Consider the following 21,512-nt stretch of genomic DNA (forward strand, 5'->3'; position numbering starts at 1 on the left):
TTTGCGCGACAATGCGCGCATTCGTTTCACGGAGTTTCCCCATGTCCCTCGCTGTCGACGATACCCTCGACGCCACCGGCCTGAACTGCCCCGAACCGGTCATGATGCTGCACAACAAGGTGCGCGACCTGCCGGCCGGCGGCCTGCTCAAGGTGATCGCCACCGACCCGTCCACCCGCCGCGACATTCCCAAGTTCTGCATGTTCCTCGGTCACGAACTGGTCGAACAGCAGGAAGAGGCGGGTACCTACCTCTACTGGATCCGCAAGAAAACCGACTGATTTTCATAGGCATTTCGACTGGCTTTTGACCGACCGGCCGCGCTCTCGCGTGCTAGCATTCGAGCCATGAGATCTGTCCAAGGATTGCCCTGGCTGATGCTCGTGGCGCTGCTGCTGATCGGCACGGCCCGGGCGGAAAGCCGTCTCGACGTTCGCATCACCCCCGCCAATTCCGAACTCAAGGCCAACATAGAGGCCTATGTGGGCGATCTTGGCGAGCGTGATGAAAAAGCCCTGCGCCGCTTCCGCCGCAGCGCCCAGGAGCAGGCGCGCAAGGCCGCCCAGGCGCTCGGCTACTACCAGGCGCGCATCCGCGCCAGGGTGCGCGACGGCAAGCAGCCGACCCTGCGCATCAACGTCACCCCCGGCGAGCCGGTGCGCCTGCGCTCGGTGGTGATCCGCGTGGAAGGCCCGGCGGCGCAGCTGAAGAGCTTCCAGGTGCCCGACGGCGACGCGCTGAAGCCTGGCGCGCAGCTCAACCACGGCGCCTACGACGACGCCAAGCGGCTGATCCAGAACCAGGCGTCGCGCTTCGGCTTCTTCCGCGGCCAGTTCACCAGCCAGCAGTTGCGCGTCGACCCGCAGGCCGGTTTCGCCGATATCGAGCTGATCTACGCCAGCGGCCCGCGTGCGCGGCTGGGCAAGGTCACCTTCAGCGGCGACCATCCGTTCGACGAGGAACTGCTGCAGCGCATGGTGCCGTTCAAGGAGGGCGACCCCTACGACTCCGAACTGATCGCCGACCTCAACCAGGCGCTGCAGTCCAGCGGCTATTTCGACGGCGTGCGGGTCGACACCACGCCCACCCGCCTCGCGGCGGACGTGCTGCCGGTGGACGTCCAGCTGCAGGCGCGCAAGCCGCGCAGCATGGGCGTGGGCCTGGGCTTCTCGACCGACGTCGGGCCGCGCGCCCGCTTCACCTGGACGCGCCACTGGGTCAACCCGCAGGGGCACAGCCTGGGCGCGGAGATGGAAGTGTCGGCGCCGCGGCAGAACGTCGGCGCCTGGTACGAAATCCCCCTCGATCCGCCGCTCACCGACAAGCTGCGCTTCACCAGCGGCTACCAGTTCGAGGACCTGGTGGACACCGAGAGCAAGCTGCTGACCCTCGGCGGCGAATGGCAGCACAAGCTGGACAACGGCTGGCAGCGCGCCCTTTCGCTGACCTGGCAGCGCGAGGAATTCAAGCTCGGCGAGGACAGCGGCCTGAGCAGCTTCCTGATGCCGGGCATCGCCTGGTCGATCCTCAAGGCGGACAACAAGGTCGACCCCGGCCGCGGCTACCGTCTGCAACTGGCGGTCAAGGGCGCCAAGCAGGACCTGCTGGCCGACGCCGACCTCGTCCACGTCAACGCCCTGGCCAAGGGCGTCACCACCTTCCTCGGCGGCCACCGCCTGCTCGGCCGCGTGCAGGTCGGCGGCATCGCCACCAACGACTATTCGAGCATCCCGCCGTCGCTGCGTTTCTACGCCGGCGGCGACCAGAGCGTGCGCGGCTACGATTACCAGACCCTGTCGCCGGAGAACTCCGACGGCGACAAGATCGGCGCCCGCTACATGGTCGCCGGCAGCGTCGAGTACCAGTTCCCCATCGCCGAGCGCTGGCGCGTCGCCGCCTTCGTCGACGAGGGCAACGCCTTCGATTCGCTCAATGCGCCGCAGATCAAGACCGGCGTCGGCATCGGCGTGCGCTGGGTGTCGCCGGTCGGCCCGCTGCGCCTCGACCTCGCCAACGGCCTCGACGAGGGCGGCGGCTTCCGCATCCACTTCTCCATGGGACCGGAACTCTGATGAAGGCGCTGAAATGGACCCTCGGCGCGCTGCTCGGCCTGCTGGTGCTGCTGGCCGCGGTGCTCGCCGTGCTGCTTGGCAGCGAGACCGGCAGCCGCCTGGCCCTGGGCTGGGTTCCCGGCCTGGCGGTGGACGGCTTCCAGGGCCGCCTCGGCGGACACTGGAGCGCCCGCAGCCTGGCGTGGAGCGACGCCGACACGCGCCTGGCCGTCGACCAGCCGGAACTGGACTGGTCCCCGTCCTGCCTGCTGCGCCGCACGCTGTGCCTGGACAAGGTGATCGCCGAACGCATCGACCTCGTCCTGCCGGACACCCCTCCGGAGGAAAGCAGCGAACCGCTCAGCCTGCCGGTCCTGCGCCTGCCGCTGGCGATCCGGATCGGCGAGCTGCGCCTGGGCAGCTTCCGCCTCGATGGCAGCGACCAGTTGCAGAAACTGCACGCCGCCGCCCACTGGGATGGCGAGGGGATGCGCATCGATTCGCTGTCCCTGGCGCGGGACGAGCTGTCCGTCCAGCTCTCCGGGCTGCTCAGGCCCGAGGGCAACTGGCCGCTGGAAGTGCAGGGCAAGGTCGGCCTGCCGCCCATGGATGGCAAGCCGTGGACCCTCGATCTCGAGGCGAAGGGCGAACTGCTCGGCCATCTGCTGCTGGAGGCCGACAGCAGCGGCTACCTGAAGGGCCATCTGCAGGGCGACCTGCAGCCGCTGGCCGAAGGTTTGCCGGCCAAGGCGCGCCTGACCGCCGACGGCTTCAAGGCCGCCGCCGACCTGCCGGACACCCTGACCCTCGACAAGCTGCTGCTGGATGCCGAAGGCGACCTGAACGCCGGCTACCGCGTGCAGGGCAGCGCCACGCTGCCGGGCGAGGGCGGCGACGTCGCCCTGGCGCTGAACGGCCGCGTGGATGCCAGGGGCGCGGATATTGCCGCGCTGGACCTCAGCGCGGCGCCGGAGCAGCGGGTCAAGCTCAATGGCCGGCTGGACTGGGAAGAAGGCTTCGCCGCCAATGCCAGACTGGACTGGCTGGACTTCCCCTGGCGCCGCCTGTATCCGGACGTCGAGGAACCGCCGGTGGCGCTGCATAGCCTCGCCGCCGAGGTGCAGTACGCCGATGGCAGCTATCTCGGCAATTTCGACGCCGCACTGAACGGCCCGGCCGGCGCCTTCACCCTGGCCAGCCCGGTGTCCGGCGATCTCACCCAGGTCCATCTGCCCTCGCTGAAACTGCAGGCGGGGCAGGGCAAGGCCGAGGGCAAGCTCGGCCTGCGCTTCGCCGATGCGCTGGCCTGGGAGGCGGCGCTGGACCTGAGCGATCTCGACCCTTCCTACTGGCTGAAGGAAATGCCCGGCCGGCTCGGCGGCCCGCTGCGCAGCACCGGCGAGCTGAAGGACGGCACGCTGCGCCTCGACGCCCAGCTCGACCTGCAGGGCCGCCTGCGCAACCAGCCGGCGCTGTTCAAGGCCGATGCCCGCGGCACCGGCGAGGACTGGCGGCTCGACGCCCTCGACCTGCGCCTGGGCGACAACCGGGTGAGCGGCAAGGGCGAAGTGGACGGGCGCCTGGCCGGGCAACTGGATATCGCCCTGGAACGGCTCGGCCAGCTGTGGCCGCAGCTTTCCGGGCGCCTCGCCGGCCGCCTCGACCTCGCCGGCACGCTGCAGGCACCGCAGGGCAAGCTGCAGCTGAGCGGCCAGCGCGTCGCCTATGCCGACCAGCGTGTGCGCAATCTCACCCTCGGCGCCACTCTCGACGCCGCCCAGCGCGGCAAGCTGGACCTGCGCGCCGAGGGCCTGCGCTCCGGCGACAGCAACTTCGGCACGCTCACCGCCACTGCCGAGGGTACGCAGCAGCGCCAGCAGCTCAGCCTCGACCTGCAGGGCCGGCCGCTGGTGCTGGCGCTGGACTTCGCCGGCAACTGGGACGGCCGCAACTGGCGCGGGCAACTGGCCAAAGGGCAGCTGCAGAGCGGCGGCCAGGACTGGCGCCTGCAGCAGCCGGCGCGCCTGGAACGGCTGGCCGACGGGCGGATCAACCTCGGCGCGCACTGCTGGGTCGCCGGCGCGGCCAGCCTGTGCGGCGAGGATTCGCGCCTGCAGCCGGACCCGCGGCTGCGCTTCCACCTGCGCGACTTCCCGCTGGACAGCCTGGCGCGCTGGCTGCCGGAGGAATTCGCCTGGCAGGGCAAGCTCGACGGCGACGTGCAGCTCGACCTGCCGGCCGCAGGTCCCAGCGGCAACATCCTGCTCGATGCCGGCAACGGCACCCTGCGCCTGAAGGAGGACGACGAGTGGGTCGACTTCCCCTACCAGAGCCTGCGCCTGGAAAGCCGCCTGACGCCGCGACAGGTGGATACCAGCCTGGTGTTCCGCGGCGAACGCCTCGGCACCCTGGAGGTGCAGACCCGGATCGATCCGCGGCCGAAGGACAAGCCGGTCTCCGGCAGCTTCGAACTGAGCGGCCTGCAACTGGCGGTGGCGCGGCCGTTCGTGCCGATGGTGGAGACCCTGCAGGGCCAGCTCGACGGCAGCGGGCGGATTTCCGGCACCCTGCTGGCGCCGCGGGTGGACGGCCTGCTGCGGCTGCGCGATGGCGAAATCTCCGGCGGCGACCTACCGACCCGCCTGGAACAGCTGCAGGTCGAGGCGCGCATCGCCGGCGAGCAGGTGCAGATCAGCGGCAACTGGACGGCCGGCGCGCAGGGCAACGGCAGCCTGTCCGGGCAGATCGCCTGGGCCCAGGGGCTGGACGTCGACCTGGCGCTGCGCGGCAATCGCCTGCCGGTCACCGTCGAACCCTACGCCAACCTCGAAGTGGAGCCCGACCTCGCCGTGCGCATGGCCGGCGAGCGGTTGGCGATCTCCGGCAAGGTGCGGGTGCCGCGCGGCGACATCACCATCCGCCAGTTGCCGCCGTCGACGGTGAAGGTGTCCGACGACACCGTGATAGTCGGCGCCCAGGCAGAGGAGAAGAAGACCACCGCGCTGGCGATGGACGTGGACGTCGAGGTGGGGCAGGACAAGCTGGCCTTCTCCGGCTTCGGCCTGACCGCCGAACTGGCCGGCCACGTGCACGTCGGCGACAACCTGGATACCCGCGGCGAGCTGCAGCTGAACAAGGGCCGCTACCGCGCCTATGGCCAGCGCCTGGTCATCCGCCGCGCGCGCCTGCTGTTCGCCGGGCCGATCGACCAGCCGTACCTGGACATCGAGGCGATCCGCAAGGTCGACGACGTCACCGCCGGCCTGCGCCTGACCGGCAACGCCGACCAGCCGCGCAGCGAGGTGTTCTCCGAACCGGCGATGAGCCAGGAGCAGGCGCTGTCCTACCTGGTGCTGGGACGGCCGCTGAGCACCGGCGAAGACAGCAACATGCTCGGCCAGGCGGCCCTGGCGCTCGGCCTCGCCGGCAGCGCGCCGATCGCCGGCAAGGTGGCGCAGCGCTTGGGCATCCAGGATTTCCAGCTGGACACCGAGGGCAGCGGCGAGAGCACCAGCGTGGTCGCCAGCGGCCAGTTGTCCGATCGCCTGAGCCTGCGCTACGGCGTCGGCGTGTTCGAACCGGCCAACACCATCGCCCTGCGCTACATCCTCACCAAGCGCCTCTATCTCGAGGCGGCCAGCGGACTGGCGAGCTCGCTGGACCTGTTCTTCAAGCGCGATTTCTGAGCCCGCGATTGCTGCGGGCTGCGCAAAGCGTTCGCTGATCGCACATCTTGTAAAGAAGTCGAATTGCTCTGGAGTGGGCGTCTCCGTAGGCTTCGCCGGATTCGGGGCGGTACCGCTGGTCCTTGCCCCGTTTGCAGTGCGGGGACGACGGTTAGACTGTCCTGCATCAGAGCCGCGTCGCAGAACGCGGGGACTACAACAAGAGAGCGTGAGTGCCTGCCCTATGGATAGCCGCCTGCTGAGCGAGCGTAGCCAAGTGTTCGAGCATGCCGACCCCTATGCGGTGTCCGGTTATGTGAACCAGCACGTGGGCACCCACTGCATCCGCCTGCCGGCCCACGGCAGCCCCGACGCCAGCCTCAACCACCGCAAGTTCGCCAGCCTCGACCTGTGCCGGATCAGCTACGGCGCCGCCGTGCACGTCACCTCTGAGGCGCTGGAGACCATCTACCACCTGCAGATCCTCCTGCGCGGCAACTGCCTGTGGCGCGGCCATCGCCAGGAGCACTACCTGGTGCCCGGCGAGCTGCTGCTGATCAACCCGGACGACCCGGTCGACCTGACCTATTCGGCGGACTGCGAGAAATTCATCCTGAAGATTCCCACCGCGGTGATCGAATCGATCTGCTCCGAACAGCGCTGGCAGCACCCGCGCCAGGGCGTGCGCTTCATGGAGAACCGCTACCAGCTCGGCGAGCTGGAAGGCTTCGTCAACCTGCTGTCGATGGTCTGCCTGGAAGCCGAATCCAGCGAGCGCCTGCCGCGCATCGAGGAGCACTACCAGCAGATCGTCGCCAGCAAGCTGCTCACCCTGATGAAGACCAACGTCAGCCGCGAATGCCTGGCGAGCCCCATGGCCTCGTTCGAGCGCATCGACGACTACATCGAGCGCAACCTCAAGCAGGACATCGACGTCGAGGAGCTGGCGCGCCAGGCGCAGGTGAGCCTGCGTTCGCTGTACGGGCTGTTCGAGCGGCACGTGCGGGTGACGCCGAAGCAGTACATCCGCACCCGCAAGCTGGAACGCATCCACGCCTGCCTCGGGGACGCCAGCTGCAACGTGCGCAACGTCACCGAACTGGCGCTGGACTACGGCTTCCTGCACCTCGGGCGGTTCTCCGAGGCGTATCGGCAGCAGTTCGGCGAGCTGCCTTCCGAGACGTTCAAGCGCCGCGGTTGAGCCTTGTCGCGGGCATGGCCCGCTCCTACAAAAAACGCCTCAGCGCTTCCTGGCAAAAAATTCCGCGAGCAAGCTCGCGAATCCTGTAGGAGCGGGCCATGCCCGCGACCACGTTCACCATCGTTCCCACGCTCCCGCGTGGGAATGCATCCCCGGACGCTCCCGCGTCCGCACGCGCCATTCCCACGCAATCTCCACTTTATCCATCCCCCGTTACACCCCCTGCAAAAAACGGATAGCACTCTGCAGAAAGCGGATATTGCCGCGCCCCAAGCCTCCCTAATCTGGCCCTGCCTGAACACAAAAACAACGGAGGCCCCGGCCATGTCCCTGGGTATCGACTACCTGCATTCCCTGCTTGAAGATGACGCCGAAAAAGGGGTCTTCCGCTGCAAGCGCGAGATGTTCACCGACCCCCGCCTGTTCGAACTGGAGATGAAGCACATCTTCGAGGGCAACTGGCTGTATCTCGCCCACGAAAGCCAGATCCCCGAGAAGAACGACTTCCTGACCACCATGATGGGCCGCCAGTCGGTCTTCATCGCGCGCAACAAGGACGGCGAGCTCAACGCCTTCATCAATGCCTGCAGCCACAAGGGCGCCATGCTCTGCCGGCACAAGAGCGGCAACCGTTCCAGCTACACCTGCCCGTTCCACGGCTGGACCTTCAACAACTCCGGCAAGCTGCTGAAGGTGAAGGACCCGGCCAACGCCGGCTATCCGGAAAGCTTCAACTGCGACGGCTCCCATGACCTGACCAGGGTCGCGCGCTTCGAGTCCTATCGCGGCTTCCTGTTCGGCAGCCTGAACCCGGACGTGCCGCCGCTGGTCGAGCACCTGGGCGAGTCGGCGAAGATCATCGACATGATCGTCGACCAGTCGCCGGAAGGCCTGGAAGTCCTGCGCGGCTCCTCCAGCTACATCTACGAAGGCAACTGGAAGCTGACCGCCGAGAACGGCGCCGACGGCTACCACGTAAGCTCCGTGCACTGGAACTACGCGGCCACCCAGAACCAGCGCAAGGTGCGCGACGCCGGCGAAGAAGTGAAGACCATGAGCGCCGGCGGCTGGGCCAAGAACGGCGGCGGCTTCTACTCCTTCGACAAGGGCCACCTGCTGCTCTGGACCCGCTGGGCCAACCCGGAAGACCGTCCGGCCTTCGAGCGCCGCGATGAGCTGGCCAGCCAGTTCGGCCAGGCCCGCGCCGACTGGATGATCCAGAACTCGCGCAACCTCTGCCTGTACCCGAACGTGTACCTGATGGACCAGTTCAGCTCGCAGATCCGCATCGCCCGGCCGATCTCGGTGAACCGCACCGAAATCACCATCTACTGCATCGCGCCCAGGGGCGAGAGCACCGAGGCTCGCGCCCGCCGCATCCGCCAGTACGAGGACTTCTTCAACGTCAGCGGCATGGCCACTCCGGACGACCTGGAAGAGTTCCGCTCCTGCCAGCAGGGCTACCAGGGCAGCGTCACCGCCTGGAACGACATGTCCCGCGGTGCCGCCCACTGGATCCATGGCGCCGACGAAGCGGCCAGGGAAATCGACCTGCATCCGCTGATGTCCGGCGTGCGCACCGAGGACGAAGGCCTGTTCGTGCTGCAGCACAAGTACTGGCAGGAGGCGATGATCGCCGCCCTGCAGGCCGAACAGGCGAAGCAGATTCCCCTCCAGCCGGTTCAAGAGGAGGCCGTGTGATGAGCATTTCCTACGAAGCCGTGCGCGACTTCCTCTACCGCGAAGCGCGCTACCTGGACGACAAGCAGTGGGACGAGTGGCTGGAGCTGTACGCCCCGGACGCCACCTTCTGGATGCCGTCCTGGGACGACCGCGACGAGCTGACCGAAGACCCGCAGACCGAAATCTCGCTGATCTGGTACGGCAACCGTGGCGGCCTGGAAGACCGGGTGTTCCGCATCAAGACCGATCGCTCCAGCGCGACCATGCCGGACACCCGCACCTCGCACAACATCAGCAACCTGGAAATCCTCGAAGTCGCCGACGGCCTGTGCCAGCTGCGTTTCAACTGGCACACCCTGAGCTTCCGCTACAAGACCACGGACAGCTACTTCGGCACCAGCTTCTACACCCTCGACGTGCGCGGCGAGCAGCCGCTGATCAAGGCGAAGAAGGTCGTTCTGAAGAACGACTACGTCCGCCAGGTCATCGACATCTACCACATCTGAGGTGACGAACATGAGCTTCCAGATCGCACTGAACTTCGAAGACGGCGTCACCCGCTTCATCGACGCCAACGCCGGCGAGACCGTGGCCGATGCGGCCTACCGCCAGGGCGTGAACATCCCGCTGGACTGCCGCGACGGCGCCTGCGGCACCTGCAAGTGCTTCGCCGAGGCGGGGCGCTACGACATGGGCGACAACTTCATCGAGGACGCCCTGACCGAGGACGAAGCCGCCCAGGGCTACGTGCTGACCTGCCAGATGCGCGCCGAGAGCGACTGCGTGGTGCGCGTGCCGGCCTCGTCCGACGTCTGCAAGACCCAGAAGTCCAGCTTCGAAGCAAGCATCAGCGCGGTTCGCCAGCTGTCCGAGAGCACCATCGCGCTGTCGATCAAGGGCGAGTCGCTGAGCAGGCTGGCCTTCCTGCCGGGGCAGTACGTCAACCTGCAGGTCCCGGGCAGCGCCGAAACCCGCGCCTATTCCTTCAGCTCGCTGCAGAAGGACGGCGAGGTCAGCTTCCTGATCCGCAACGTGCCGGGCGGCCTGATGAGCAGCTTCCTCACCGGTCTTGCGAAAGCCGGCGATTCAATGACCCTGGCCGGCCCGCTGGGCAGCTTCTACCTGCGCGAGATCAAGCGTCCTCTGCTGCTGCTGGCCGGCGGCACGGGTCTGGCGCCGTTCACCGCGATGCTGGAGAAGATCGCCGCGCAGGGCAGCGAGTACCCGCTGCACCTGATCTACGGCGTGACCAACGACTTCGACCTGGTGGAAATGGACCGCCTGGCCGACTTCGCCGCACGCATCCCCAACTTCACCTGGAGCGCCTGCGTCGCCAACCCGGAAAGCAGCTACCCGCAGAAGGGCTACGTGACCCAGCACATCACGCCTGCGCACCTCAACGGCGGCGACGTCGACGTCTACCTCTGCGGCCCGCCGCCGATGGTGGAAGCGGTCAGCCAGTACATCCGCGAGCAGGGCGTCCAGCCGGCGAATTTCTATTACGAGAAGTTCGCGGCGAGCGCGGCCTGACAGGAGTTCTGCGGGGTCTCCGCAGGATGGGTTGAGCTTGCGAAACCCATCGATTCCCGCGCCATGCGGCATGGGTATCGCTTCGCTCAACCCATCCTACGGGGCGGTTTATTGGATCCCCGCATGGGCGGGGATGACGGGCTCTTGTAGGAGCGGGCCATGCCCGCGAATGACACCACGCCGATGTTGGTCGCGGGCATGGCCCGCTCCTACAGCAATCATCGCCGCACCAATCAATGAGGTTGCCATGAGCAAGAGATTCGAAAACAAGATCGCCCTGGTCACCGGCGCCGCCCAGGGCATCGGCCGGCGGGTCGCCGAGCGGCTGCTGGAAGAGGGCGCGCGGCTGGTGGCGGTGGACCGCTCCGAGCTGGTCCATGAGCTGCTCGACCAGCTGGGCCAGGACGGCAGGGTGCTGACCCTGACCGCCGACCTGGAACGCTTCGCCGAGTGCCAGCGCGTGGTCGACGAGGCCGTGCAGCGCTTCGGACGGCTGGACATCCTGGTCAACAACGTCGGCGGGACCATCTGGGCCAAGCCGTTCGAGCACTACCAGGAACACGAGATCGAGGCCGAAGTGCGCCGCTCGCTGTTCCCCACCCTATGGTGCTGCCGCGCGGCGCTGGTGCCGATGCTGGAGCAGGGCAGCGGCGCCATCGTCAACGTTTCCTCCATCGCCACCCGCGGCGTGAACCGCGTGCCCTACGGCGCGGCCAAGGGCGGGGTGAACGCGCTGACCGCCTGCCTGGCCTTCGAGACCGCCGAGCGCGGCATCCGCGTCAACGCCACCGCACCGGGCGGCACCGAGGCGCCGCCGCGGCGTATTCCGCGCAACGCCGCCGAGCAGAGCGCGGAGGAGAAGGTCTGGTACCAGCAGATCGTCGACCAAACCGTCGACAGCAGCCTGATGAAACGCTACGGGACCATCGACGAGCAGGCCGGGGCGATCCTCTTCCTGGCCTCCGACGAGGCCTCCTACATCACCGGCGTCACGCTGCCGGTGGGTGGCGGGGACCTCGGGTAACACGCCATTCGTGATTCGTGGGATGGGTTGAGCCGTAGGCGATACCCATCACGCCCCGGATCGATGGGTATCGCTGCGCTCAACCCATCCTACGGGTGGCATGGGCTACGGCTCGGCCAAACGGTTTCTACACAACAAAAACAAGAGACAGATGCCATGCGAAAAATCGACGTGAACCAGATCATCGACAACGCGCGCTTCAACCGCTTCCACTGGATGGTGATGTGCCTGTGCGCGTTGCTGCTCATCTTCGACGGCTACGACCTGTTCATCTACGGCGTGGTCCTGCCGGTGCTGATGAAGGAATGGGGCCTGACCCCGCTGCAGGCCGGCGCCCTCGGCAGCTATGCGCTGTTCGGCATGATGTTCGGCGCGCTGGCGTTCGGCAGCCTGGCCGACAGGATCGGCCGCAGGAAGGGCATTGCCATCTGCTTCGCGCTGTTCAGCGGCGCGACCATCCTCAACGGCTTCGCCAGCGGCCCGACCGAGTTCGGCATCTGCCGCTTCGTCGCCGGCCTCGGCTGCGGCGGGCTGATGCCCAACGCGGTGGCGCTGATGAATGAGTACGCGCCGAAGAAACTGCGCAGCACCCTGGTCGCCATCATGTTCAGCGGCTACTCGCTGGGCGGCATGCTCTCGGCCGGCATCGGCATCTACATGCTGCCGCGCTTCGGCTGGCAGGCGATGTTCTTCGCCGCCGCGCTGCCGCTGCTCCTGCTGCCGGTGATCCTGTATTTCCTGCCTGAATCCGTCGGCTTCCTGCTGCGCCAGGGCCGCAAGGACAAGGCTCGCGCCATCCTCGGCCGGGTCGACGAAAGCCGCGCGCTGCAGGCTGACGACGTGCTGGAAATGGCCGACACCAAGGGCAAGGGCGTCGCCGTCCTCGAACTGTTCCGCGAGGGTCGCGCCGTGCGCACCCTGTCGATCTGGGTGGCGTTCTTCTGCTGCCTGCTGATGGTCTACGCGCTCAGCTCCTGGCTGCCGAAGCTGATGGCCAGCGCCGGCTACAGCCTGGGTTCGAGCCTGTCGTTCCTGCTCGCGCTGAACTTCGGCGGAATGTTCGGCGCCATCTTCGGTGGCTGGCTGGGCGACCGCTTCAACCTGGTCAAGGTGATGGTCGGCTTCTTCGCCCTGGCCGCCGCGTCGATCAGCCTGCTCGGCTACAACAGCCCGACCCCGGTGCTCTACCTGCTGATCTTCGTTGCCGGCGCCACCACCATCGGCACGCAGATCCTGCTCTATGCCGGCGCCGCGCAACTCTACGGCCTGACCATCCGCTCCACCGGCCTCGGCTGGGCCTCCGGCGTCGGCCGCAACGGCGCCATCGTCGGCCCGCTGCTGGGTGGCGCGCTGATGGGCATCAACCTGCCGCTGCAGATGAACTTCATGGCGTTCGCCATCCCCGGCGCCGTCGCTGCCCTGGCCATGCTCGTCTACCTCGCCAGCGAGCGCCGCAGCGCGCTGCCCGCGGCGCTGGTGGCGGCCAAGGCCTGACCGGCATCCACCCGGGAGCGGGTCCGCCGGATTCGCTCCCGTTTCACAACCGAGGCCGAAGCGTCCTGCGAGGTTCCATGAAAGCCCTGCTGCGTGATTTCTCCTTGTCCGCCCTGATCGCGGGGATGATCGCCACGCTGATTTCCTATGCCGGGCCGCTGGTGATCATCTTCCAGGCGGCGGACAGCGCGAAGCTGTCCCACGAACTGCTGTCGTCCTGGGTCTGGGCGATCTCCATCGGCAGCGCGGCGCTCGGCATCCTGCTCAGCCTGCGCTACCGGGTGCCGGTGGTGATCGCCTGGTCGATCCCGGGCTCGGCGCTGCTGGTTTCCATGCTGCCGGAGATCGGCCTGAACCAGGCCATCGGCGCCTACCTGGTGGCCAACCTGATCCTGCTGGCGATCGGCCTCAGCGGCGCCTTCGACCGCATCATCGCCCGCCTGCCGGGCTCCATCGCCGCCGGCATGCAGGCCGGCATCCTGTTCAGCTTCGGCGCCCAGGTGTTCCGCTCGCTGCCGGCGCAGCCGCTGCTGGTGCTGGCGATGTTCGCCGTCTACGTGCTGATGCGCCGCCTGATGCCGCGCTACGCGGTGATGGCGGTGCTGCTGGTCGGCCTATCGATCACCGTGCTCGGCGGCGGTTTCCGCAGCGAGGCGCTGGTGTTCGGCCTCGCCACGCCACAATGGATCGCCCCCGAATTCAGCCTGAACGCCACCCTCAACCTGGCGCTGCCGCTGGTGCTGGTGGCGCTCACCGGACAGTTCATGCCGGGCATGGCGGTGCTGCGCAACGCCGGCTACCAGACGCCGGCCAGTCCACTGGTCAGCGCCAGCGCGGTGGGCGGGGCGCTGCTGGCGCCGTTCGGCTGCCACGGCCTGAACCTGGCGGCGGTCACCGCCAGCCTCTGCACCAGCGCCGAGGCCCACGAAGACCCGCGGCGCCGCTACGTGGCGGCGCTGTCCGGCAGTGTCCTGTACCTGGCGTTCGGCATCGGCGGCGCGACCCTGGTGTCGCTGTTCGCCGCCTTCCCGGCCGAACTGATCGCGGCACTGGCCGGCCTGGCGCTGTTCGGCGCCATCAGCGAGGCGTTGAGCCGCAGCGCGATGGTGCCCGCCGAACGCGACGCCGGGCTGTTCACCTTCCTGGTCACCGCCTCGGGGGTGTCCTTCCTCGGCCTGTCGTCGGCGTTCTGGGGGCTGGCGTTCGGCCTGGGCGCCCATGTGCTGGCGCGGGCGCGCCTGCCGCAGCCGGCAGCGCGGGAATGGCCGGCGGCGAAGGACGGCGCGGGCGAATGAATGTCCTGTCAGCCCCGCGCCCGCTCGATCAGCTCCAGGCAGCGCTGCACCAGGGTGCTGACGTCGCCGGCGCGGCGGCTGAGGATGATCGGCGATACCGCTTCCGCTTCCAGCAGCGGCACATAGCCGATGTCCGGACGGTGCTGCTGCTGCACCGAGCCCGGCACCAGCGCCACGCCGAGGCCGGCGGCGACCAGGCCGATGGCGGTCTGCAGCTCGTTGGCCCACTGCGCCACGCGGATGCTCAGGCCATGGTTGGCGAACAGCGCCAGCACGTGGTCGGCATAGCTCGGCCGCGGATTGGCCGGGTAGAGCACGAAGGCTTCCCGCGACAGCCGCTCCAGGCTGACCGGCTGGCCGAGCAGCGGATGGCCGGTGGGCAGCGCGGCGACCAGCGGGTCTTCACTGAGCACCTGCTGGAGGATCATGGGGTCGTCGATGCGGATGCGGCCGAAGCCGATGTCGATGCGCCCGCTCTTCAGCGCCTCGACCTGCTGCAGGGTGGTCATTTCCTGCAGGCCGAGCTCCAGGTCGCTGTCGGCGCGCAGCTGGCGGATCAGTTCCGGCAGCACGTCGTACAGGGTCGACGGGGCGAAGCCGATGCCCAGCCACTGGCGCTGGCCGCGGCCGATGCGGCGGGTGCTGTCGCAGATGCTGTCGAGCTGTTGCAGCAGGGTGCCGCTCTGCTCGTAGAAGAAGCGCCCGGCCTCGGTCAGGCGCAGCGGCCGGCCGCGCTCCAGCAGTTCCACGCCGAGCAGGTCCTCGAGCTGCTGGATCTGCCGGCTGAGGGGCGGCTGGGCGATGTGCAGGCGCTCCGCCGCGCGGGTGAAGTTGAGGGTTTCCGCGACTTCCTTGAAGTAGCGCAGGTGTCTCAGCTCCATGATACCTCCAGGGTATGGAATCAGACTGAGGTGATATTGGACTCCAGAGTCCTTGTAGCGCAATCCTTGGGTCAGAAGGAAAAGAACCCAAAAGGTATCGCAACCCGGGCCTGGCCCGATTGCCTGGACCACAACTTCGGAACAAGAAACATGCCTAGCGCCGTCATCGAAAGCCTCGAGTCGATCATCGTCGACCTGCCAACCATCCGCCCGCACAAGCTGGCGATGCACACCATGCAGAACCAGACCCTGGTGATCATCCGCCTGCGCTGCTCGGATGGCATCGAGGGCATCGGCGAGTCGACCACCATCGGCGGCCTGTCCTACGGCAACGAAAGCCCGGAAAGCATCAAGCGGAACATCGACAGCCACCTGGCGCCGGCGCTGCTCGGCATGGACGCGGGCAACATCAACGCGGCCATGCAGAAGCTGGACAAGATCGCCAAGGGCAACACCTTCGCCAAGTCCGGCATCGAGAGCGCGCTGCTCGACGCCCAGGGCAAGCGCCTCGGCCTGCCGGTCAGCGAACTGCTCGGCGGCCGCGTGCGCGACAGCCTGGAAGTGGCCTGGACGCTGGCCTCCGGCGATACCGCCCGCGACATCGCCGAAGCCGAGCACATGCTGGAGATCCGCCGCCATCGCATCTTCAAGCTGAAGATCGGCGCCAATCCGCTGGAGCAGGACCTCAGGCACGTCGTCGCGATCAAGAAGGCCCTCGGCGATCACGCCAGCGTGCGCGTCGACGTCAACCAGTACTGGGACGAATCCCAGGCCATCCGTGGTTGCCAGGTGCTCGGCGAGAACGGCATCGACCTGATCGAACAGCCCATTTCTCGCATCAACCGTGGTGGGCAGATCCGCCTGAACCAGCGCAGCCCGGCGCCGATCATGGCCGACGAATCCATCGAGAGCGTCGAGGACGCCTTCAGCCTCGCCGCCGACGGCGCGGCCAGCGTGTTCGCCCTGAAGATCGCCAAGAACGGCGGCCCCCGCGCCGTGCTGCGCACCGCGCAGATCGCCGAGGCGGCCGGCATCGCCCTGTACGGCGGGACCATGCTGGAAGGTGCCATCGGCACCCTGGCCTCGGCGCATGCCTTCCTCACCCTGAACAAGCTGACCTGGGCCACCGAACTGTTCGGCCCGCTGCTGCTGACCGAGGAGATCGTTACCGAGGCGCCGGTCTACCGCGACTTCCAGCTGCACGTGCCGCGCACCCCCGGCCTTGGCCTGAGTCTCGACGAAGAGCGCCTGGCGCGCTTCCGTCGCCCCTGATCGCTCTTGTTTCCCTGCATGCCCGATAGAGGAGAAAACCGATGCTGTTCCACGTGAAGATGACCGTGAAGCTGCCGGTCGACATGGACCCGGCCAAGGCCGCCCAGCTCAAGGCCGACGAGAAGGAACTGGCCCAGCGCCTGCAGCGCGAGGGCAAGTGGCGCCACCTGTGGCGCATCGCCGGTCACTACGCCAACTACAGCGTGTTCGACCTCGCCAGCGTCGAGGAACTACACGACACGCTGATGCAGCTGCCGCTGTTCCCCTACATGGAGATCGAGGTCGACGGGCTCTGCCGCCATCCGTCCTCGATCCACTCCGACGACCGCTGATTCTCACCAGATAAAGACACCCGGACAAAAACAAGAGGCAAGCCATCATGACCGTGAAGATTTCCCACACTGCCGACATCCAGAAGTTCTTCGAGGAAGCCGCCGGTTTCGGCAACGACCAGGGCAGCCCGCGTCTGAAGCGCATCGTCCTGCGCATCCTGCAGGACACCGCGAAGATCATCGAGGACCTGGAGGTCAGCGACGACGAGTTCTGGACCGCGGTGGACTACCTGAACCGCCTGGGCGGCAGGAACGAGGCGGGCCTGCTGGTGGCCGGCCTGGGCATCGAGCACTTCCTCGACCTGCTGCAGGACGCCAAGGACGAGCAGGCCGGCCTTACCGGCGGCACCCCGCGCACCATCGAAGGCCCGCTGTACGTGGCCGGCGCGCCGCTCGCCGAGGGTGAAACCCGCATGGACGACGGCAGCGAGGAGGGCGTCGCCACCCCGATGTTCCTCGAAGGCCAGGTGCTCGACCTCGACGGCAACCCCGTCGCCGGCGCCATCGTCGACCTGTGGCATGCCAACACCAAGGGCAACTACTCCTACTTCGACCAGAGCCAGTCCGAGTACAACCTGCGCCGCCGCATCGTCACCGACGCCGAAGGCCGCTACCGCGCGCGCAGCATCGTGCCGTCCGGCTACGGCTGCAACCCGCAGGGCCCGACCCAGGAATGCCTCGACCAGCTCGGCCGCCACGGCCAGCGTCCGGCGCACATCCACTTCTTCATCTCGGCGCCGGGCTATCGCCACCTGACCACCCAGATCAACCTGTCCGGCGACCAGTACCTGTGGGACGACTTCGCCTACGCCACCCGCGACGGGCTGGTCGGCGAGGTCGAGTTCCGCGAGGACGGCGCGCGTGGCGTGGCCGGCCGTTACGCCGAGCTGCAGTTCGACTTCCAGCTGCAGAAGGCCGCCGACGCCGAAGCCGAACAGCGCAGCCATCGCCCGCGCGCCCTGCAGGTGCAAGGCGCCTGAGGCCGGCGAGCAGGAACCTGCCGCCGCCCTGGCGGCAGGTCATTGAGGTGGAACGGGGCGCGACCAGCGCACCGTAGCGAAGCAGGCGACCGGCCAGGCCGGACCGGTCGCCGAAGCCATAGACCGCCGGCGGGACGCCGGAGCACAACGAGGTGCGTCCCGCCGCCGGCTTGAAAACGGATCACTCCCAGCTCTGCGGATGCCGCGGCCTTCGGTCGCTCGGCAGGGAATCGTTTGTCCTAATAAAAACAAGAGCGACGATATGAAAACCAATGCGTGCATCACCTGTGTCATGGTGACCGCCGGCGCCTGCGCCGGCCTCGTCCAGTCCGCGGCAGCCGCCGATGGCCTGATCGAGGGCTCCAGCGCGACCCTCCAGCTGCGCAACTACTACTTCAGCCGCGACTACTCCGACATCGTCGGCGCCAACCAGCAGTCGAAGGCGGAGGAGTGGGCGCAGGGCTTCATCCTCAACTTCCAGTCGGGCTATACGCCGGGCCCGGTCGGCTTCGGCCTTGATGCCATCGGCCTGCTCGGCATCAAGCTCGACAGCAGCCCGGACCGGGTCAACACCGGCCTGCTGCCGGTCAGGGACGACGGCCGCGCCGCCGACGACTACAGCCGCCTCGGCGTCGCCGCCAAGGCGCGTTTCTCGAAGACCGAGCTGAAGGTCGGCGAGCTGCAGCCCAACGTGCCGGTACTGGTGTTCAGCGACATCCGCCTGCTGCCGCCGAGCTACCAGGGCGCGAGCATCGTTTCCGGCGAGATCGCCGGGCTGACCCTGCAGGGCGGCCACCTGACCTCGACCCACCTGCGCAACGAAGGCGGCGACGAGAAGATGCAGGCGATGCTCGGCCACGTGCCGCAACGCCAGGCCAGCGCCGATTCCTTCGACTACGCCGGCGCGGACTATGCGTTCAACGAGAAGCGCACCAGCGTCAGCGCCCATTACGGCCGGCTGGAGGACATCTACGCGCAGCGCTTCCTCGGCCTGAAGCATGCGCAGCCGGTGGGCAACTGGGTGCTGGGCGCCAACCTCGGCTACTTCGACGCCGACGAGGATGGCAAGAAGCTGCTAGGCCGCATCGACAACCAGGCGCTCTACTCGATGTTCTCCGCCAAACGCGGCGGGCACACCTTCTACCTCGGCTACCAGGGCATCTACGGCGACAGCTCGTTCCCGCGCGTGTTCGCCAACATCAGCCCGCTGGGCAACGAGGTGCCGACCTACGAGTTCGCCTTCGCCGACGAGCGCTCCTGGCAGGTGCGCTACGACTACGACTTCACCGCCCTCGGCATTCCCGGCCTGACCAGCACCCTGCGCTACATCACCGGCGACAACGTCGACACCGGGCAGGGCTTCGAGGGCAAGGACCGCGAACGCGACCTCGACATCGGCTACACCCTGCAGAGCGGTCCCCTGGCCGGGCTCAACGTGCGCGTGCGCAACGTCATGGCGCGGTCGAACTACCGCACCGACATCGACGAGAACCGGCTGGTGTTCAATTACACCTGGAAGTTGTTCTGAGGCATGCCAATGCGCCGCTGGATAACGCTGGCGCATAGCCTTGATCGATGGGTATCGCAAGCTCAACCCATCCTACGAAAAGCGCGTGCTCCGTAGGATGGCGTTGAGCGCAGCGATACCCATCGATTCCGCCGAATTACGCCGCCCCGTAGGGCGGGTGCAACCCGCCAACAACGCGGCACGAAGAAAAGGCCGCCCCGGCCGGTCGGTTCTGAGCGTGGGCCAGCCGGGGCGGCGAAGGGGGTCAGTCGCGGCGGTGCACGGAGCGGCCAGCGGCGAAGGTTTCCTTCACCGTGCGGTCGTCGCCGAGCATGATCAGCGCGAACAGTTTCTCTTCCAGGTCACGAGCCTGACGCAGGCGGTACTCCAGCAGCGGCGTGGCGTGCTGGTCGAGGACCACGAAGTCCGCCTCGTTGCCGCTGGCGAAGCTGCCGATCCTGTCGTCCAGCTCCAGCGCGCGGGCGCCGCCGAGGGTCGCCAGGTACAGCGACTTGAACGGATCGAGCTTGCTGCCCTGCAGCTGCATCACCTTGTACGCCTCGTTCAGCGACTGCAGCTGGGAGAAGCTGGTGCCGGCGCCGACGTCGGTGCCCAGGCCGACCTTGACCTTGTGCTTCTCCAGCTTCGCCAGGTCGAACAGACCGCTGCCGAGGAACAGGTTGGAAGTGGGGCAGAACGCCACCGCCGAACCGGTTTCGGACAGGCGCTGGCACTCGCCGTCGCACAGGTGCACGCCGTGGGCGAACACCGAGCGCGGGCCGAGCAGGCCGTGGTGGTCGTAGACGTCCAGGTAGCCGCTGCGCTCCGGGAACAGCTCCTTCACCCACTCGATTTCCTTGCGGTTCTCGGAGAGGTGGGTGTGCAGGTACACGCCCGGATGCTCCTTGAGCAGGCGGCCGGCGGCGTCGAGCTGCTCGGGCGTGCTGGTCGGGGCGAAGCGCGGGGTCACCGCGTAGAGCAGGCGGCCCTTGCCGTGCCAGCGTTCGATCAGCGCCTTGCTGTCGCGATAGCTGGTCTCGGCGGTGTCGGTCAGGTAGTCCGGCGCGTTGCGGTCCATCATCACCTTGCCGGCGATCATGCGCAGGTCGAGCTTCCCGGCGGCGGAGAAGAACGCATCGACGGACTGCGGATGCACACTGCCGAACACCAGCGCGGTGGTGGTGCCGTTGCGCAGCAGTTCCTTGAGGAAGATGCCGGCGACGTCGGCGGCATGGGCCGGATCGGCGAACTGACGCTCGGTGGGGAAGGTGTAGGTGTTCAGCCAGTCCAGCAACTGCTCGCCGTAGGAGGCGATCATGCCGGTCTGCGGGTAGTGGATGTGGGTGTCGATGAAGCCGGGGACGATCAGCGCGTCGCGGTATTCGACGATCTCCACGCCGCATACGCTCGGCAGCAGGTCGCTGGCATGGCCGACATTGACGACCTTGCCGTCTTCCACGACCAGCAGGCCGTCTTCGAAGTATTCGTAGGAGTGCTTGGCGCCGACCTCGGCGGGGTCGGCGATGCTGTGCAGGATGGCGGAGCGATAGGCTTTGACGTTGGTTGTCATGGACATTCTCGTTGCAAGCAGATTGGTTCCGCGCCGTATTCGCAGGATGGGTTGAGCCGCGGAGCGGCGATACCCATCGATTGGCGGCTCGGTGATGGGTATCGCTTCGCTCCACCCATCCTACGTAGTTGCGTTCATGCGTCTGCGGTGCGGCGTGATTCGGGCACCAGTCGGGGTACATTCGCTTTCTCGCCAAAGGTGGCGTTGTAGCCGGCGATCACCTCGCCGGCGATGGAGATGGCGATCTCCACCGGCAGCTTGCCCTTCACCTCCGCGAGGCCCATCGGGCAGCGCATGCGCTGCACGGTCTCGCCGGCGAAGCCGCGTTCGCGCAGGCGGTGCTCGAACTTCACGCGCTTGGTCTTCGAGCCGATCAGGCCGAAGTAGGCGAAGTCGTCGCGCTTGAGGATCGCCGCGGTCAGTTCCAGGTCCAGTTGGTGATTATGGGTCATGACGATGAAGTAGCTGCCGGCGGGCATGTTCTCCACTTCGTCGACCACGTCTTCATTGATGATTCGACTCACGCCAGCGGGGATGGACTCGGGGAATTCGTTCTCCCGCGAATCGATCCAGCTGACCTTGCACGGCAGGCTCGCCAGCAGCGGCACCAGTGCTCGGCCGACGTGGCCGGCGCCGAATACGGCGATATGCGCCTGCGGCTGGCCCATCGGTTCGAACAGCAGCACGGTGGCGCCGCCGCAGCACTGGCCGAGGCTGGCGCCGAGGCTGAAGCGCTCCAGGCGGGTATCGCGGCTGCGCTCGGCGAGCATCTCGCGGGCGATGTGCATGGCCTTGAATTCCAGATGGCCGCCGCCGATGGTTTCGTACAGGGCGTCGGCGGTCACCACCATCTTCGAGCCGGCATTGCGCGGGGTGGAGCCGCGTTCCTCGATGATGGTCACCAGCACGCAGGGTTCACCGCGTTGCTGCAGGTCGGCGAGGGCGTTGATCCAGTTCATGTGGGGCAACCTCTGGGGTTGGGCTTTTGTAGGAGCGGGCCATGCCCGCGAAATAACGCGGGTCGCGG

At 67.4% G+C, this 21,512-nt stretch carries 17 protein-coding genes; 14 read left to right on the forward strand and 3 right to left on the reverse strand.

Features of this window, described 5'->3' with window-relative positions; translation table 11 throughout:
• The first annotated feature begins 41 nt into the window (after window positions 1–41).
• The 10 genes from tusA to BLR75_RS02080 all read left to right on the forward strand — a co-directional run bounded on the left by tusA (window position 42) and on the right by BLR75_RS02080 (window position 13,943).
• Window positions 42–281 carry a sulfurtransferase TusA gene (gene tusA, locus BLR75_RS02035; protein ID WP_084310214.1) on the forward strand — a complete coding sequence of 80 codons (240 nt, stop codon included), beginning with the start codon at window positions 42–44 and terminating at the stop codon, window positions 279–281.
• Between the two features lie 96 nt (window positions 282–377).
• Window positions 378–2,072, forward strand: coding sequence for an autotransporter assembly complex protein TamA (locus BLR75_RS02040; protein ID WP_090415975.1), 1,695 nt, complete (start codon window positions 378–380; stop codon window positions 2,070–2,072).
• Window positions 2,072–5,737 carry a translocation/assembly module TamB domain-containing protein gene (locus BLR75_RS02045; RefSeq protein WP_084310211.1) on the forward strand — a complete coding sequence of 1,222 codons (3,666 nt, stop codon included), beginning with the start codon at window positions 2,072–2,074 and terminating at the stop codon, window positions 5,735–5,737. The genes BLR75_RS02040 and BLR75_RS02045 overlap by 1 nt, the downstream gene beginning before the upstream one ends.
• A gap of 223 nt (window positions 5,738–5,960) precedes the next feature.
• A complete protein-coding gene (locus BLR75_RS02050) occupies window positions 5,961–6,917 on the forward strand; it encodes an AraC family transcriptional regulator (RefSeq protein WP_084310209.1) in 957 nt (318 codons plus the stop codon).
• Between the two features lie 324 nt (window positions 6,918–7,241).
• Complete coding sequence (gene benA / locus BLR75_RS02055; protein WP_084310207.1) at window positions 7,242–8,618, forward strand: benzoate 1,2-dioxygenase large subunit; 1,377 nt, start codon at window positions 7,242–7,244, stop codon at window positions 8,616–8,618.
• Window positions 8,618–9,106 (forward strand): benzoate 1,2-dioxygenase small subunit, encoded by a 489-nt coding sequence (gene benB, locus BLR75_RS02060; protein ID WP_084310205.1) that lies wholly within the window; start codon window positions 8,618–8,620, stop codon window positions 9,104–9,106. Before benA ends, benB begins: the two co-directional genes overlap by 1 nt.
• A 10-nt stretch (window positions 9,107–9,116) precedes the next feature.
• Window positions 9,117–10,130 carry a benzoate 1,2-dioxygenase electron transfer component BenC gene (gene benC, locus BLR75_RS02065; RefSeq protein ID WP_084310203.1) on the forward strand — a complete coding sequence of 338 codons (1,014 nt, stop codon included), beginning with the start codon at window positions 9,117–9,119 and terminating at the stop codon, window positions 10,128–10,130.
• A gap of 247 nt (window positions 10,131–10,377) precedes the next feature.
• A complete protein-coding gene (locus BLR75_RS02070) occupies window positions 10,378–11,154 on the forward strand; it encodes a 1,6-dihydroxycyclohexa-2,4-diene-1-carboxylate dehydrogenase (protein ID WP_084310201.1) in 777 nt (258 codons plus the stop codon).
• Window positions 11,155–11,310: 156 nt separating this feature from the next.
• The gene (locus tag BLR75_RS02075; RefSeq protein ID WP_084310199.1) at window positions 11,311–12,648 is read left to right on the forward strand and encodes an MFS transporter; all 1,338 of its coding nucleotides are present in this window, start codon (window positions 11,311–11,313) and stop codon (window positions 12,646–12,648) included.
• A 77-nt stretch (window positions 12,649–12,725) separates the two neighbouring features.
• Window positions 12,726–13,943 (forward strand): benzoate/H(+) symporter BenE family transporter, encoded by a 1,218-nt coding sequence (locus BLR75_RS02080; protein WP_084310197.1) that lies wholly within the window; start codon window positions 12,726–12,728, stop codon window positions 13,941–13,943.
• 8 nt (window positions 13,944–13,951) lie between these two features.
• Here BLR75_RS02080 and BLR75_RS02085 read toward each other — a convergent pair whose 3' ends face one another.
• On the reverse strand, window positions 13,952–14,824 hold the full coding sequence (locus tag BLR75_RS02085) for a LysR family transcriptional regulator (RefSeq protein ID WP_084310195.1): 873 nt from the start codon (window positions 14,822–14,824) through the stop codon (window positions 13,952–13,954).
• Between the two features lie 150 nt (window positions 14,825–14,974).
• Here BLR75_RS02085 and BLR75_RS02090 point away from each other — a divergent pair, with 150 nt between their 5' ends.
• The 4 genes from BLR75_RS02090 to BLR75_RS02105 all read left to right on the forward strand — a co-directional run bounded on the left by BLR75_RS02090 (window position 14,975) and on the right by BLR75_RS02105 (window position 18,936).
• Entirely contained in the window at window positions 14,975–16,096 is a 1,122-nt protein-coding gene (locus tag BLR75_RS02090) for a muconate cycloisomerase family protein (protein WP_084310194.1), read from the forward strand.
• A gap of 41 nt (window positions 16,097–16,137) precedes the next feature.
• Entirely contained in the window at window positions 16,138–16,428 is a 291-nt protein-coding gene (catC, locus tag BLR75_RS02095) for a muconolactone Delta-isomerase (protein WP_084310193.1), read from the forward strand.
• 47 nt (window positions 16,429–16,475) lie between these two features.
• Entirely contained in the window at window positions 16,476–17,408 is a 933-nt protein-coding gene (gene catA / locus BLR75_RS02100; RefSeq protein ID WP_084310191.1) for a catechol 1,2-dioxygenase, read from the forward strand.
• A 292-nt stretch (window positions 17,409–17,700) separates the two neighbouring features.
• Complete coding sequence (locus BLR75_RS02105; protein WP_245726092.1) at window positions 17,701–18,936, forward strand: OprD family porin; 1,236 nt, start codon at window positions 17,701–17,703, stop codon at window positions 18,934–18,936.
• Window positions 18,937–19,180: 244 nt separating this feature from the next.
• Here the strand turns inward: BLR75_RS02105 and guaD are convergent, their stop codons facing one another.
• Window positions 19,181–20,485: a guanine deaminase gene (gene guaD / locus BLR75_RS02110; protein ID WP_084310188.1), complete on the reverse strand. Its 1,305-nt coding sequence runs from the start codon at window positions 20,483–20,485 to the stop codon at window positions 19,181–19,183.
• Between the two features lie 134 nt (window positions 20,486–20,619).
• A complete protein-coding gene (gene xdhC, locus BLR75_RS02115) occupies window positions 20,620–21,444 on the reverse strand; it encodes a xanthine dehydrogenase accessory protein XdhC (RefSeq protein ID WP_084310186.1) in 825 nt (274 codons plus the stop codon).
• Window positions 21,445–21,512: the final 68 nt, after the last annotated feature.

The sequence above is a fragment of the Pseudomonas jinjuensis genome (assembly GCF_900103845.1).
In the GTDB taxonomy this organism is placed as follows: Bacteria; Pseudomonadota; Gammaproteobacteria; order Pseudomonadales; family Pseudomonadaceae; genus Pseudomonas; species Pseudomonas jinjuensis.

Bases quoted from the DNA above. Each gene is read 5' to 3' on its own strand.
- BLR75_RS02090 (WP_084310194.1), top strand. From the start codon at position 14,975: ATGCCTAGCGCCGTCATCGAAAGCCTCGAGTCGATCATCGTCGACCTG.
- BLR75_RS02070 (WP_084310201.1), top strand. From the start codon at position 10,378: ATGAGCAAGAGATTCGAAAACAAGATCGCCCTGGTCACCGGCGCCGCC.
- BLR75_RS02050 (WP_084310209.1), top strand. From the start codon at position 5,961: ATGGATAGCCGCCTGCTGAGCGAGCGTAGCCAAGTGTTCGAGCATGCC.
- BLR75_RS02085 (WP_084310195.1), bottom strand. From the start codon at position 14,824: ATGGAGCTGAGACACCTGCGCTACTTCAAGGAAGTCGCGGAAACCCTC.
- catA (WP_084310191.1), top strand. From the start codon at position 16,476: ATGACCGTGAAGATTTCCCACACTGCCGACATCCAGAAGTTCTTCGAG.
- benA (WP_084310207.1), top strand. From the start codon at position 7,242: ATGTCCCTGGGTATCGACTACCTGCATTCCCTGCTTGAAGATGACGCC.
- benC (WP_084310203.1), top strand. From the start codon at position 9,117: ATGAGCTTCCAGATCGCACTGAACTTCGAAGACGGCGTCACCCGCTTC.
- guaD (WP_084310188.1), bottom strand. From the start codon at position 20,485: ATGACAACCAACGTCAAAGCCTATCGCTCCGCCATCCTGCACAGCATC.
- BLR75_RS02080 (WP_084310197.1), top strand. From the start codon at position 12,726: ATGAAAGCCCTGCTGCGTGATTTCTCCTTGTCCGCCCTGATCGCGGGG.
- xdhC (WP_084310186.1), bottom strand. From the start codon at position 21,444: ATGAACTGGATCAACGCCCTCGCCGACCTGCAGCAACGCGGTGAACCC.
- BLR75_RS02075 (WP_084310199.1), top strand. From the start codon at position 11,311: ATGCGAAAAATCGACGTGAACCAGATCATCGACAACGCGCGCTTCAAC.
- tusA (WP_084310214.1), top strand. From the start codon at position 42: ATGTCCCTCGCTGTCGACGATACCCTCGACGCCACCGGCCTGAACTGC.
- BLR75_RS02045 (WP_084310211.1), top strand. From the start codon at position 2,072: ATGAAGGCGCTGAAATGGACCCTCGGCGCGCTGCTCGGCCTGCTGGTG.
- BLR75_RS02040 (WP_090415975.1), top strand. From the start codon at position 378: ATGCTCGTGGCGCTGCTGCTGATCGGCACGGCCCGGGCGGAAAGCCGT.
- BLR75_RS02105 (WP_245726092.1), top strand. From the start codon at position 17,701: ATGGTGACCGCCGGCGCCTGCGCCGGCCTCGTCCAGTCCGCGGCAGCC.
- catC (WP_084310193.1), top strand. From the start codon at position 16,138: ATGCTGTTCCACGTGAAGATGACCGTGAAGCTGCCGGTCGACATGGAC.
- benB (WP_084310205.1), top strand. From the start codon at position 8,618: ATGAGCATTTCCTACGAAGCCGTGCGCGACTTCCTCTACCGCGAAGCG.